The sequence below is a fragment of the Vibrio sp. 10N.286.49.E11 genome (assembly GCF_041469505.1).
In the GTDB taxonomy this organism is placed as follows: Bacteria; Pseudomonadota; Gammaproteobacteria; order Enterobacterales; family Vibrionaceae; genus Vibrio; species Vibrio crassostreae_C.
Genome location: NZ_JBFRKQ010000027.1, coordinates 60,180 through 74,324, shown reverse-complemented (window position 1 = coordinate 74,324; position 14,145 = coordinate 60,180). Strand labels below are relative to the sequence as shown.

Annotated in this window: 15 protein-coding genes; 12 read left to right on the top strand and 3 right to left on the bottom strand. The window is 44.4% G+C overall.

Annotation, left to right across the window (positions count from 1 at the left end; translation table 11 throughout):
• Window positions 1–482 precede the first annotated feature (482 nt).
• Window positions 483–1,349, top strand: a complete 867-nt coding sequence (locus AB4167_RS04960; protein ID WP_017070219.1) for a hypothetical protein — start codon at window positions 483–485, stop codon at window positions 1,347–1,349.
• A 291-nt stretch (window positions 1,350–1,640) separates the two neighbouring features.
• Window positions 1,641–2,297 (top strand): NAD(P)H-dependent oxidoreductase, encoded by a 657-nt coding sequence (locus AB4167_RS04955; protein WP_017061511.1) that lies wholly within the window; start codon window positions 1,641–1,643, stop codon window positions 2,295–2,297.
• Window positions 2,298–2,444: 147 nt separating this feature from the next.
• Here the strand turns inward: AB4167_RS04955 and gltS are convergent, their stop codons facing one another.
• Together gltS and AB4167_RS04945 are read right to left on the bottom strand one after the other, a co-directional pair.
• On the bottom strand, window positions 2,445–3,671 hold the full coding sequence (gene gltS, locus AB4167_RS04950; RefSeq protein ID WP_017060972.1) for a sodium/glutamate symporter: 1,227 nt from the start codon (window positions 3,669–3,671) through the stop codon (window positions 2,445–2,447).
• Window positions 3,672–3,986: 315 nt separating this feature from the next.
• Window positions 3,987–4,343, bottom strand: a complete 357-nt coding sequence (locus AB4167_RS04945) for a YibL family ribosome-associated protein (RefSeq protein ID WP_017060971.1) — start codon at window positions 4,341–4,343, stop codon at window positions 3,987–3,989.
• A 326-nt stretch (window positions 4,344–4,669) separates the two neighbouring features.
• On the opposite strand from AB4167_RS04945, the gene AB4167_RS04940 reads away from it, so the two are divergent.
• Window positions 4,670–5,467 carry a DUF4344 domain-containing metallopeptidase gene (locus AB4167_RS04940; RefSeq protein ID WP_372136229.1) on the top strand — a complete coding sequence of 266 codons (798 nt, stop codon included), beginning with the start codon at window positions 4,670–4,672 and terminating at the stop codon, window positions 5,465–5,467.
• Between the two features lie 141 nt (window positions 5,468–5,608).
• Here the strand turns inward: AB4167_RS04940 and AB4167_RS04935 are convergent, their stop codons facing one another.
• A complete protein-coding gene (locus AB4167_RS04935) occupies window positions 5,609–5,995 on the bottom strand; it encodes a tautomerase family protein (protein WP_017070218.1) in 387 nt (128 codons plus the stop codon).
• 252 nt (window positions 5,996–6,247) lie between these two features.
• On the opposite strand from AB4167_RS04935, the gene AB4167_RS04930 reads away from it, so the two are divergent.
• The 9 genes from AB4167_RS04930 to AB4167_RS04890 all read left to right on the top strand — a co-directional run bounded on the left by AB4167_RS04930 (window position 6,248) and on the right by AB4167_RS04890 (window position 14,087).
• Entirely contained in the window at window positions 6,248–6,868 is a 621-nt protein-coding gene (locus AB4167_RS04930) for an LON peptidase substrate-binding domain-containing protein (protein ID WP_372083731.1), read from the top strand.
• A gap of 110 nt (window positions 6,869–6,978) precedes the next feature.
• Window positions 6,979–7,626 carry a sigma-70 family RNA polymerase sigma factor gene (locus AB4167_RS04925; RefSeq protein ID WP_017060967.1) on the top strand — a complete coding sequence of 216 codons (648 nt, stop codon included), beginning with the start codon at window positions 6,979–6,981 and terminating at the stop codon, window positions 7,624–7,626.
• Window positions 7,619–8,299 (top strand): ChrR family anti-sigma-E factor, encoded by a 681-nt coding sequence (locus AB4167_RS04920; RefSeq protein ID WP_102320406.1) that lies wholly within the window; start codon window positions 7,619–7,621, stop codon window positions 8,297–8,299. Before AB4167_RS04925 ends, AB4167_RS04920 begins: the two co-directional genes overlap by 8 nt.
• Before the next feature lie 174 nt (window positions 8,300–8,473).
• Window positions 8,474–9,421 (top strand): DUF523 and DUF1722 domain-containing protein, encoded by a 948-nt coding sequence (locus tag AB4167_RS04915; RefSeq protein WP_017060965.1) that lies wholly within the window; start codon window positions 8,474–8,476, stop codon window positions 9,419–9,421.
• Complete coding sequence (phrB, locus tag AB4167_RS04910) at window positions 9,418–10,833, top strand: deoxyribodipyrimidine photo-lyase (protein ID WP_065583940.1); 1,416 nt, start codon at window positions 9,418–9,420, stop codon at window positions 10,831–10,833. Before AB4167_RS04915 ends, phrB begins: the two co-directional genes overlap by 4 nt.
• A 14-nt stretch (window positions 10,834–10,847) precedes the next feature.
• A complete protein-coding gene (locus AB4167_RS04905; RefSeq protein WP_102320404.1) occupies window positions 10,848–11,279 on the top strand; it encodes a nuclear transport factor 2 family protein in 432 nt (143 codons plus the stop codon).
• Window positions 11,279–12,010: an SDR family NAD(P)-dependent oxidoreductase gene (locus AB4167_RS04900; protein WP_017061282.1), complete on the top strand. Its 732-nt coding sequence runs from the start codon at window positions 11,279–11,281 to the stop codon at window positions 12,008–12,010. Before AB4167_RS04905 ends, AB4167_RS04900 begins: the two co-directional genes overlap by 1 nt.
• Before the next feature lie 2 nt (window positions 12,011–12,012).
• Entirely contained in the window at window positions 12,013–13,284 is a 1,272-nt protein-coding gene (locus AB4167_RS04895) for an NAD(P)/FAD-dependent oxidoreductase (RefSeq protein ID WP_102428126.1), read from the top strand.
• Window positions 13,281–14,087 (top strand): DUF1365 domain-containing protein, encoded by an 807-nt coding sequence (locus AB4167_RS04890; protein WP_372136228.1) that lies wholly within the window; start codon window positions 13,281–13,283, stop codon window positions 14,085–14,087. The genes AB4167_RS04895 and AB4167_RS04890 overlap by 4 nt, the downstream gene beginning before the upstream one ends.
• The last annotated feature ends 58 nt before the right edge of the window (window positions 14,088–14,145 follow it).

Genomic DNA, 14,145 nt, shown 5'->3' with positions numbered 1-14,145 from the left:
GCACCTTAGCCCAACTTTCGTGATAGCCATCACACACGAAAAGCACTTTCGGGTTAACAAGCACACCTTAGATCACAAAAACACCATGAATTTAAATTACAAAGCCAAATTAATGAGAATAGATATCATCAACACACGATCTAGATCACATTTTATTTTGTAATACTTAAAAATAAAATGTGATTAAAGTCACATTTAATAAAATATAGCATCTAAGATCTGTATAAACCGTATAAAAGAACATCGTGTCACGTATATAAAATATGCACCCAGATGAGCAAAATCGCGATACCTGTAATTTAATTACAGGTTGAGCTACATTTTGCTAAACATACAAAACGAGACCTAACGCTCTACTAAAAACATAGACCACTGAACTGCAGTTAGCATTGATAGATGTGATATGGTATTTACCAACGCTATCGCATCATATATATATCCAACACCCATCAGCTGATCACTCCGCTATTTGAGAAAAGACTATGTCAGACAAAATTTCCACATCCGCACTCGCTAAACAAAAAGGCATAGAAGCTAAAGCTTTATTTAGCGATCTAAAAACAGCGGGCTATATAGTGCGTTCACAAGAGCGTTGGATTCTCACAGAACGGGGAGAAAGCTTTGGTGGGGAATATGTCGAACACAAGAAGTTTGGTGTCTTTATTGTCTGGCCAGAGAAACTGCTTATCGATTTGGACTCATTCTCAGGAAAAACACTCACCGCCACCCAGCTTGGCAGTGCCTTTCAACTCAGCGCAAAGAAAATCAACTTACTGCTCAACGAGCTTGGTTGGATAACAAAAGAAGAAGACGGTTGGCATGTCACCTCTACAGGCTTAAAAGCCGGAGGTGAACAAAGAGAAGACAAAGCGACTCAAAACTTATTCGTGGTATGGCACGACTCATTGGTTCGCAATAAACGTTTAAAGCAGTCTGTTGTTGAATTCCTAGGGCATGATGCTGAAAGCCACTCGACCGATGTGTCATTCTCCAGTTTTCGTCAGAAATTTGAGGCGAAGCACCGAAGCTTAGACGGGCATTATGTTCGATCAAAGGGAGAGCTGATCATTGATAACTGGCTTTATATGGCAGGAGTGGTCCATGCGTACGAGCGTCCGCTTCCGATATCAAAAGAAGTGATCAGCGATTTTTATCTACCAAGTGGCAAAGTATACATCCAGTTCTGGGGAACTGATTCTGCGCCAATCGCCGAAAATAAACGTGAAGCTACGAGAAAAATCTATGAAGAGCATGGTTTTGGTTTAATCGAAATCACGCCAGAAGATATCCCCAACCTAGACAGCGTACTTCCGCCATTATTGCGCCAATATGGTATCAAAGCGTATTAAGCTACTGAATCTAGAGATTCCACCTCCATTAAGATCACACTTATTGAATCATTATGGACATTATTAACCATAGTGATTTGATATGTTCGCTATTTTTCCCGAGTCATTCTTCTATTATCTTACACCCATCGACTTGAGCTACCGCAGATACTCGATTTATTGGGGCATGTTCGATAACTATTTAGACGTTCAATCTATTGAGATTCGTTTAAATTGGTTATCCGTTTATTGTTGACGTAACTGAACATAAAACCCTACAACATTTATTATTGATAGATATTAGGATTCAACATGACTCATCCAATCATTACTGATCTAAACACTCGTTACACAGCTAAAAAATACGATGCAGAAAAGCGCATCTCTGCGGAAGACATGGAAGTAATCAAAGAAGCACTTCGCTTGTCAGCTTCTTCTATCAACTCTCAGCCTTGGAAATTCATCATCATTGAGAGTGACGCAGCAAAACAACGCTTCCACAATACTTTCGAAAACATGTTCCAGTTTAACCAACCACATGCGAAAGAAGCGTCACACACGATCCTGTTTGCTCACGATCCTAAGTACACTAAAGAGAAATTCGCGAAGCGTGCTGATACAGAAGTAAGCTCTGGTCACTTACCAGCTGAAATGTACGAGCAATTCTTAGGTGCTTACGCATTCGCAGAAATGAACACAGACGAAACAGGTTTCAACGGTAACTGGACTAAGTCTCAAGTTTACATCGCACTAGGTAACACACTGCACACACTAGCTCGTCTAGGTATCGCTTCAACACCTATGGAAGGTGTAGATGCAGCTATGATCAGCGAAGAGTTTGCTGACGAACTAGAAGGTCACGTTGTTGATGTAGCTCTAGCTATCGGCTACCACAAAGACGGCGAAGACTACAACTACGGCAAACCAAAAGCGCGCCTAGCTCTTGATGAAGTCGTTACAACACTTTAGGGCGTGCTGATGTGACAGAGCCCTAACCGCAGGGGTATCAGGCAAGAAAACCTCGATAAACAAGAACAAAAAAAGCCAGTCAACAGACTGGCTTTCTTGTATTCATCTTAGTGCGATAAGCACATTGCGTTTAAGTAAAGGCGAACATTAACCGATAAACGAGATGTAACCCTGAAGGATAATCAGGTTAACGATATCGATAAAGAAGGCACCAACAATTGGCACCACCATGAACGCCTGTGGTGAAGGACCAAAACGGTTCACCAAAGAGCCCATGTTCATTACCGCTGTTGGTGTTGCACCTAGGCCGAAACCACAGTGACCACCTGCCATAACCGCTGCGTCGTAGTTAGAACCCATTACTTTGAACGTCACAAAGTAAGAGAAGATACCTAACACAACCGCCTGAACCGCCAGGATAACCAAGAACGGAATCGCAAGGTCAAATATGTTCCAAAGCTTAAGGCTCATTAGCGCCATTGCTAGGAACAGTGACAATGACACCGTACCAAGAATATCGACCGTTTCGCTGTCAGTCTTATGCAGCTTAGTCACTTCAAACACGTTAGTGATGAAAACACCGATAAACAACGCGTAAACGAAGTCAGGAATCATCAACCAAGAAATTTCAAAAGTCGCCACCCACTGCTCTAGGTACTTCGCACCCGTGATACAGATAAGAAGGATGAACAACACTTCAATCACCTTCTTCGCCGTCACTTTGTCTTCTTCATACTCGTTGTAAGTAACAAGTTCAGGGAAGCGTTCATGTGTTTGCGTGCCAGTGCCGTACTCAGATTCAAGCTGGTTTTTATCAATCAGCTTTTGCGCCACTGGGCTACCGATAATACCACCGATGATCAAACCAAAGGTCGCTGAAGCCATCGCGATTTCTAGCGTATTTGCAATGCCAAACGTGTCTGCAAAAGTTTGAGACCAAGCCGCGCCTGTGCCGTGACCGCCCGAAAGGGTGATAGAGCCAGCAATCAAACCCATCAAGGGTTCAAGGCCTAGTGCCGTAGCTAAGGTTACGCCTACACCGTTTTGGATAATGATGTAAACCGACGCTACCCCTAAGAATAGGAATACCTTAGCACCACCTTTTATCAGCTGCGTGTAGTTCGCCGCAAGACCGACCGTTGCAAAGAACATCAACATAAACGTGTTCTGCAGGGGCAAGGAAAACTCAAGATCAAGGCCGTTAAAGTGCAGGGCTGTAATAGCAAAAGCGACAATCAAGCCGCCGACAATGGGCTCTGGAATGTTGTACTTTTTGAGAATCGGAAGCTTTGCATTGACGAAATGACCTAGAAACAAAACACTAATCGCGATTAGGAAGGATTCTAGTGGTCCAATTGAAATTAATTGATTCATATAACCTCTATTTTTTTACGTTCTCATCTTCCCTAATGAGTCTAGTTTTATCTGTAATTATTTGTGCTGCTCTACCTATATTTATACAAACTGGAGAGAAAGTGTGGATTCGAAAAGCGAACACATTACTGCGATCGCTTAGTACCATGTTAGTAGCACGTTAACTTTTATAGGAGATAAAAGGATTTGTGACAACAGTCACCTCCTAAAAGTTGAAAACGGCGTGAGTATCTATGCCGCTGACTCTGCTTTCTTAATACCTAAAAAAGCAAAAGGAGCTATTTCTAGCTCCTCTTTCATCACCATCGCTGGTAATTAGAATTTTTTCGGTGCGTAACCAGTCATAACCTCAATGCGAAGTTCTTTACCGATCTTCGTCATTGGGTGAACAATTACGAGTCCTTTAACAGACTTTTTAAGTTTACCCATATCCGCTTGCTCAGCCTTAGTGATCTCACGGCTAAATGGCATATCAACCAGAGACTTACGCTCTTGGTTCACATCATAGCTTTCTTTGTGTTTAAGCTGGGCAATTTTCTTAGTTAGCTTCTTAATCTCTTCCTCGAACTGACGAACAACAGGACGATCATTACGAGTTTTAGCAGCATCTAACTTGTGGCGACACTTGTCTAGACGGTTGTTAATTTGTTGAAGTTCGTTTTTAACACTCATAATAATTTCCTAAGATTAAACAAGCCAATTCGGATTGGGGCGCGGAGTATAGCACAAGGGTTGTGTTGAACCGAAATTTATCTGTTAATTACCAATAGAAACGAATCACATCGACACCGCTCATTCAGCTTACTTATTCTTTGTGGCGAATCTCTAAGCGGATTATTCATTGATAGGATAGCGCCTACTTCAAAAATTGCAGTCCTCGATGCATCAAAATTCCGTCTAAACTTATACTCTAACGCAATAACTAAATCAGGGTACACAGCTTGGAGTTGTTACCCCCAGCACGACTCTGAATCGCAACGTAATCACAAGGATAGCCGATGACATTATTGAAACGAACATTGACCTGCAGCCTAGCCCTGAGTGCAATGTTTGCCACAACTTATGCATCTAGTGAACAAGCCACCCAAAGTAACCTAATCGTCGAGTACTCTACACCGCAAAATACCGAAGAAGAGCAGCTCAAACGAGAGATTCAAAGCAGTGGCGTTAATGACACCGTGGTCGACCTATCAAACCAACTCTTCATGTTTGAGAAGCCATTAACCATTCAATATGGCGGGGAAGAAGGACCACTCTACGATCCACAAACCCATCAAGTACTGATCTCTTACAGTTTTTACGCTGAGTCACTCAATTACTTTGAGAAGAACCAATACGAAAAAGAGTATGGGAAATCTGCGCAAACCGGCGCTATTGATACCTTGCTGCACACCCTGCTACACGAGACTGGGCATGCGTATATCGAAGATCAGAACATTGCCATATTGGGTAAAGAAGAAGATGCGGTTGATAACCTAGCAACCGTGCTACTGCTTAACTACGTAGAGCATGGGGCCGACGCTGCTATCAGCGCTGCAGACATGTTCGCTTTCGAGTCAGAAGACCGCCCAGAGTATTACGACTTGGGGGAATACATCGACGAGCACAGTTTCGACCTGCAGCGTTACTTCTCCACGTTATGCTTGGTGTATGGCAGCGATCCCGATGCCTATAAGAACTTGCTCGATGAAGTGGAAAACGACTATTTGAAAGACAGAAAAGAGTTCTGCGTTGAGCACTTTGACGTGATCAATGAAAATTGGCATCAGTATTTAAAAAAGAGTGACGATGCTTAGATGCTTAAAGGTTAGTGTCGAGAACTAGGAAAACGGCTTTGGCATCAAATTCCAAAGCCGTCACTCGATAGATTGGCTTAAGTCTTACGTGTTAAGAGTTAAGAGTTAAGAGTTAAGAGTTAAGAGTTAAGAGCTTAAACCCTAGACCTTCACTTTATACTTCAGATCTTGAGCTTCATCGCCGGTCATGCCTCGAAATCCCCAGCAGTGCGATGGCTGTTCCTTAATGGTGATTTCAATATCAATTGGAGAGATAGCTAACTGCTTCTCTATCTCAGAAAATATCTTCTTAATTAAGCGCTTTTTGGTGTTTACCGCTCGACCTTCCATCATGTTGATCTCAATGACGGTATAGGCTTCTGTTCTTCCTTCCGGGTAAAAGAAGTCATCTCGTTCCAATGGCACAAACCGATGTGCTCGCTTGTCATCGGGTAAACCCATTTCACTGTTTAAGCACTGCTGCAACACATTAGAGAGCTGCAACTTAATTGGATTTAAGCACTCTTTGATACCATAAATAACAATCATGACCATTCCTTTGATGCGATGTTAGGTATAGAAGAACGTCAGATAGAAGCATCGCCTGGCGACTACCTATTCGCTTACTATTTGTACACATATTACCTAATGACGCGTATGGGAAAAGGTAAAAACAATGAATTTATGAACAGGTGCAACAAAATACTTATCCCTTTGCCAACATAAGCCGAAGCGAATTGATCGAACACCACCCTCCCCGCGTATATCTTCTCAAATCACATTTGAACTAAGGAGTGCTATGTGCCGAATTCACCTAGGAAGACCACGCGGACAGACGCCGAACCAGAAACACCCGTAGAGTCTTCTCTGAAGCTTGCTGTGTTTCCTCTCCCTATCTTTCTTTTACCGGGAGGCAGGCAAAGACTGCGCATTTTTGAGCCAAAGTATCTCGCGATGGTTGCTCACGCAGCGCAGGGCGATGGTTTCATTATCGCCACTCAAGACAACACTAACTCTGATCATCTCAGTTCTTGGGGAACAAAGGTGACCATCGTAGACTTCAATATGTCGGAAGACCAAATATTAGAAATTGATGTTGAAGGCGAAAAGTTGGTGCAATTGCATGGGTCGTTTCGAGACGATGATGACCTGATTAAAAGTAAGTTCAGATCGTTGCCACACTGGCCTACCGATGAATATAAAGTGCCTAACGTGTTTACCGCTTTTTTGGTTCAGTTGTTTCGCGACCACGATTCGATAAGAACACTCTATCCCACTCCTGATTTTGAGAGCCCACAATGGATCTGTGCGCGATTGCTCGAAATGATGCCTATCCCACTGGAAAAGAAAACAGAATTTACTGAGCCAGCCAGTTTTCCGTCTCTAGTTCCTTTTTTGAATCAAATCATTACGGGGCAATAAGCACTTTTCTTCACTATAATTTTGTATAGTAGAAATTAATTTAAATTAAAGTGATCCCGACTTTCTCCTTTCACGTAGTGCCCATCAAATTCGCATGATGGTTAGTTACTATGCAAGTGGAAAGCAGAAGTTCAGGGAACGGCAAGGAGCATGTCATTATTCCCGATAACAAAGTACCTACAGACAACAAAGTACCGACAGAGCTCTCGAGCTGGCTGGTGTTGGTTGGTACAGACCGAGACAAGCAGGCGTTCACCTGTTTGTTCAAGTTCTTCGCTCCTAAGATCAAGCGTTTTGGTATCAGTAAGTTGGGTGGCGAAGCTGCTGCAAACGAGCTAGTTCAAGACACGATGACTAATGTTTGGAAGAAAGCACATCTCTACAATGTAGATAAAGGCGCTGCGACCACTTGGGTCTACACGGTAATGCGTAATGCAGCATTCGACATGTTGCGCAAAGTGAAAGCGAAAGCCGAACAAACGATAGCCGACGATATCTGGCCAATCGATGCGATGGTAGCCGAGTCTCAAAGCGAAGATTTGCCATTCGGTGACCATTTGATGAGCCGACACGTAATGACTCAAATAGAAAAGTTGCCTCTCGCTCAGAAAACCATCGTCAAAGGCGTTTACTTTCAAGAGCTCTCTCAAGAGCAACTCGCTCAGCAACTTGGCGTCCCACTTGGAACAGTGAAATCACGTCTGAGACTCGCTTTAGCCAAATTAAAAGTTCACATGGGGGAACAAGACCATGATTAAACATCACCCAAACGCGGCAATCTTGAAAGACTTCGTCGATGGCACGTTGGCTGATTCAGTTTCTTTGATTGTTTCTAGCCATGTAGAGCTGTGTGAACACTGCCAACAACAAGTCAAGCAGCTTACAGCTGTAGCAGCGAATAATGCTTTTGACGCAGAGCCAGTATTCTCAAGTGAAGATCTAGATAGCTTCTCAATGGACGACATGGACTTTGATTTTGACGCGATAGAGCAAATCACAGCTGATACTTCTCAGTCTGTTGAAGTGACTCCAGAGGTTCAGAAAGTAACTGTTGCTGACACGACATTCACAATCCCTCGCGCTCTAAACTCAGTAGCGAGAAAGGACTGGATGAACCTAGGCAAAATTTCACGAGCAAGACTCGATTTTGCTGACGAAGCACACCACACCAGCTTGTTGCACATCGACAAAGATGGACAAGTGCCTTGCCACACCCACAAAGGCTTCGAGATCACGCTTCTTCTAGAGGGCAGTTTCGAAGACGAAATGGGCGTTTACAACAAAGGTGACTTCATCTGGTTGGATGGCAATCACACTCATCAACCTGCAACAAAAGAAGGTTGTGTCTGTTTAACCGTTTCAAGTGATGCGCTTTACTTCACAAAAGGTGTGAGCCAACTATTCAATCCACTTGGAAAATATATCTATTAACCCAGTTGCAGGCTATAAATATACAGGATGGCATGAAGCTATCCTGTATATCGTCAATACATCTGAATAAAAACAACTACGGTGTCAAAGTAAAAACACACCCAGCTCTGTAAGTACGATTAGCAATGTTGAACTATAAGAAAAAGCTCAGAGCAAGAGCAAAGGAGTTGGCCAATGGAAAAGAAAATCAAAATCGGTATCAGTGCATGTGTTGCTGGACACAAAGTACGTTTCGACACAGGTCATAAACGCTCTCGTTTTTGTACAGACGACCTAGCAGACTACGTGGAATTGGAACCTGTTTGCCCAGAGATGGCTGTTGGTCTTCCAACCCCTCGTCCAACCATTCGTCAAACAAGAATGCTAGATGACATCATCCATGTTTCTCGCCCTGATGGCTCAGGTGATGTGACCAACGAACTGATCGAGTTCGGTCAAAACTACTCAAAGAAAAACCAACACATTGCTGGCTTTATTGTGTGTCAAAAAAGCCCAACCTGCGGCATGGAGCGCGTGAAGGTGTACCACCACCATGGTCGCGGCTCTGAATCGACAGGCATAGGCATGTTCACCCAACAAATTATGGACGGCAACCCGTTACTTCCCGTTGAAGAAAACGGCCGCCTTAACGATCCCATTTTGCGTGAAAACTTCATGACTCGAGTGTTCACTTACCAAAAATGGCTCGATCTTGTGGATGAAGGTGTGACCAAGCACAAACTGATTCAGTTCCACAGCGCCCACAAATATCTAGTCATGTGTCACCACGTTGAGGGTTACAAAAGCTTAGGCAAACTGCTAGCGGGTAATGATTTAGATATCGACGAACTAGCGGCTCAATACATCGAAGGCTTGATGACGGCGTTGTCTCATCACGCGAATCGAGGCAGTCACGCCAATACGCTGCATCATTTGCAGGGTTACTTTAAAAAACAACTGAGTAGCGCTCACAAGCAAGAGCTGACCAACCAGATCGCATCATTCAGAGAGGGCGTTGTTCCACTGCTAGTGCCACTGACACTGATCAATCACTACCTGATGGAATACCCGAACGAATACCTAGAATCACAGGTTTACCTAAACCCGCACCCTCAAGAACTTAAACTGAGATACGGATATTGAGCGACATACTATGGATACGACGAGACCTGCGGATTCACGATAACCCAGCGCTCGTCGCGGCAGTTGAAAACGGCGTAACGACCGCCGTTTTCATTTCAACGCCTCAAACGTGGCGGCAACACCACCTTGCGCCGATCAAAGCTGATTTCATCTATCGTCATCTAAAACAACTCGATTCCCAGCTCGCTGAATTCGGGATAACGTTGCTTCACCTGAAAGCTAGCGACTTTGACGACCAATCCAAACAGCTCATCGATTTGTGCCAGCAGCTTGATGCCAAGTGCGTCTACGCTAACTCTGAACCAGAGGTCGATGAACAAGCTCGCGATAAAAAGCTGATTTCAAGCGGCCTAAACCTGAAGATCAGCGATTGTGACGTTATGCTGCCACTCGGTAGCGTTCTCAACAAACAAGGCGAGATGTTCAAAGTCTTTACGCCCTTTAAGAACGCTTGGTTAAAAGAAGTTCAGGTGAAAGGCATCATCTGCAGTCCAGCTCCTGTCGAGTCAGCTGAACGTTCACAAACACAGCTTCCTGACGACTTACAAGCCTTAACCATCTCTGCTGACTATGATTTCGATTTTCCGCGTGTTGATTCGAGTCGCTGGCCATTAAGCCAAGATGTATTGGGCAATGTGATCCCCAATTTCTTAGGCAATAAAGTCAACGACTACGCACGTCTGAGAGATATTCCCTCAGTTAAAGGAACATCGGGGCTATCACCTTATTTAGCGATTGGCGCCGTGAGCCCACGTTGGTTAGCGATTCAATTGATTCAGCAGCAACCCGATCTGTTATTTGATACGCAATTACCGGCCTTTTGTTGGCTCAATGAATTGATTTGGCGAGATTTTTATAAGCATTTGATGTTCCACCACCCTAAACTGGTCAAAGGTGCTAACTTTCAGCAAAAATACAATGGTTTAGATTGGTATCACGATCATCCTAGCTTCAAAGCTTGGTGCGAAGGAAAAACAGGATATCCATTGGTTGATGCCGCAATGCGTCAACTGGTTGAAACGGGCTGGATGCACAACAGACTAAGAATGGTGGTGGCAAGCTTCCTAACCAAGCACCTGCTTATTGACTGGCGTTGGGGCGAGCGTTTCTTTATGTCGCACCTTATCGACGGAGACTTTAGTGCCAACAATGGTGGCTGGCAGTGGGCTTCAAGTACTGGCTGTGATGCTCAACCTTACTTCCGAATTTTCAATCCAATCACTCAGAGTGAAAAGTTTGATCCAAAAGGAATTTTTATTCGTAAGTACATACCAGAGCTGCAAAATATCCCAGATAAGCATGTACATTTCCCACATGACTTTATCGCTAAAAACGGAATAGACAGCGAATACTGGCAACCCATCGTTGAGCATAAAGAAGCACGATTGAGAGCCTTAGCCTTCTTCAAATAATTAGAGTGAATATTATGGATAACTCTCTATGGCTTGATAACTTTCTCAACATGTATCGAGAACTCGGAACCGACAATTTCGACGTGCTTAAGACGGTTTATCACCCTGATATTGAATTCCAAGATCCGCTGCATCATGTCAGCGGTATTTCGGCGCTTACGCACTACTTCGAGAACCTCTACACCCAAGTAACCAGCTGTTACTTTCATATCGAACACACTTTCGAAGCGAACGACGAAGCTTCCGTTTACTGGACGATGCAGTTTGCTCACAAGCAATTAAATGGGCAAAAGCCAATCGAAGTACAAGGGCACAGCCACCTTAAGATGTTCGACGGTCAAGTGGTCTACCACAGAGACTACCTCGACGTCGGCTCTATGTTGTACGAACACATTCCAGTACTGGGCTGCGCGATCAAATCCATCAAAAAGAGGGCGAGCCGATAATGCGTATTATGATCACAGGCGCGACCTCTGGTATTGGCCAATCCCTAGCTAAAGATTACGCTCAGCAAGGGCATCAGGTGATTGCTTGTGGCCGCAACTCAGACAAGCTGCAAGCCTTAGTTGACTCGCATGAGACAGACGTCGCGCATTCATCAATTTCACCGCTCTGTTTCGACTTGACTGATTACCACAACTTCCCAGAACTCGACCAAGACAAGCCGCTCGACCTGCTGATTTTAAATGCAGGTGATTGTGAGTACATCGACGACCCAGTGAATTTTGATGCCGAGCTTTTTGAGCGTGTCATCAACATAAACCTAATTTCAATTGGCTACGCCCTTAAAGCTTGGTTAAAAAACATCAAGCCCGGCGGCCGTTTGGTTTTAGTCAGCTCCAGCGCCAGCTTTTTACCTTTGCCAAGAGCCGAGGCTTATGGCGCTTCAAAGGCAGCCCTCACCTACTTAGGCAGAACACTTTCGGTTGATCTGGCAACGCACAACATTCATGTCTCAATTGTGCACCCTGGCTTTGTTGAAACGCCATTAACCGAGCGAAATACGTTCTCTATGCCTATGATTATTAGTAGTGAGGCCGCAACTCAGCGAATCGTAAATGGTATCGCTCAAGGAAAGAGTGAAATCGATTTCCCAAGACGATTCATCATGTTGATGAAGCTACTAAGAATGCTCCCAACTCCAGTTTGGCAAAAACTCGCTTCAAGGATGGTATAACAATGAAGAAAATCGCCATTATTGGTTCAGGTATCTCTGGACTCACTTGCGCGCATATATTAGATAAGCACCACGACGTAACAGTATTCGAAAAGAATGATTACGTTGGGGGGCACACCGCGACCGTTGATATTGAACATCAAGGCTCGGCGTTTTCGATAGATACAGGTTTCATCGTATTCAACGATCGAACCTACCCGAATTTCAATCAGCTTCTAGAACAACTCGATGTCGAAAGGCAACCGACTGAGATGAGCTTCAGCGTCCACAACACGACGACCAAGTTTGAATACAACGGCCACAGCATTAATTCGTTATTCGCGCAGAGGAGCAACATCTTCAAACCTCAGTTCTGGTCTTTAGTGTCTGACATTCTCAAGTTCAACAAGCTGTGTAAGGCTCAGTTTGAAAGCAATGAATTCACACCAGACGTTACCCTTGGCAGTTTCCTACGAGATAATCAATTTTCCGACTTTTTCAGCCAGCACTACATCTTACCGATGGGCGCGGCGATTTGGTCGACAAGCTTGGAAGAAATGGAAGAGTTTGAGCTCAAGTTCTTCATTCAGTTTTTCTACAACCATGGATTGCTCGATATCGCGAACCGTCCTCAGTGGTATGTGATTCCAAAGGGATCGCGTTCTTATGTTGAAATCATCCTTTCACGCCTAAGTAAGACTGTTGCACTGAATACATCGATTAAACAAGTGACTCGCCAAGAAACAGGCGTCACGATTGAATTTGAAGATGGCAGCGCACAAGGTTTCGACGAAGTAATCTTTGCTTGCCACTCAGACCAAGCCTTACGCTTGCTTGGTGATGCAACAGAACAAGAGCAACAGGTACTGGGCGAGATCCCATACAGCCGCAATGAAGTGGTTCTGCACACCGATACTCGCTTGTTACCAGACAGAAAACTGGCTTGGGCAAGCTGGAACTACATGTTGGATGGCGACAGTAAACGACCTGCCTGTGTCACGTACAACATGAACATTCTGCAAGGCATCGAAAGCCAAGACACCTTCTGTGTCACCTTGAATCAAAGCGAAGCTATCGACCCAGAAAAAATTATTCGCAGCTTTGTTTATCATCACCCGGTACTTAATTCGAACACGGTCGAAGCTCAGCACAAGCGTGAGCAAATCTGTGGCAAAAACCAGACGCACTTTGCTGGCGCTTATTGGTATAACGGCTTCCATGAAGACGGTGTCCACAGTGCACTCGATGTGACCAAACGCTTCGGTTTAGATTTGAGTACGAGTTCCGCGCTATGAACAGTCAAACCCTGACACCCGAGATGGGGATCGCATCCGAAAAGAGTGAAGAGCTCAGCGGTATCTATTGGGGTAACGTCAGACATCGCCGCTTTGGCGACATCACTCATGAGTTCAGCTATCAGCTGTATATGATGGGGTTAGATCTTGATGAGCTGCCCCAAACCACAGCGCGCAGTGCGCTGTTCGGAACTCGTTGGTACAACCCGATTCGCTTTGTCGAATCGGATTATCTCGCTGAAAAAAAAGAAAATGTCACCACGGATGAACCAAAATCACTTAAGCAACGTATAGCTTCCAAAGTGCAACAACTTGGTGGGGTTTGGTCTGATTCAAACCGTGTGACGATGCTGGCTCAGTGCCGCTGTTTAGGCATCTACTTCAGCCCAATCAACTGTTTCTTCTGTTACGACGCAACTGGAGATTGCAAGTACATGTTGGCTGAGGTGAGTAACACGCCGTGGCGCCAACGACATTACTATCTGATCGACATGCACCAAGAGTTAAAGGTAAAAAAAGAGTTTCACGTTTCGCCGTTCATGGATTTGAACATGACTTATTTTTGGAAAATTAAGCCACCAGCGAAACGCACGTTAGTCCACATCGAAAGCCGCCGAGACGACAAGCTTTTCGATGCGACACTGGCTCTGACGAAGCAGTCAGTAACTAAGACAAACATTAGACGAACGGTATTCAAGATTCCCGCAATGACGATAAAAGTCGTGATGGGAATTTATTATCAGGCTCTCAAATTATTCCTGAAAAAAGTACCGTTTGTGGCGCATCCAGACTCAACATCTTAAGCGCACATGAAAGAACTCAATTGAAGCTTGGGTTCGCTCCAATCAAGGAGCTGAACTC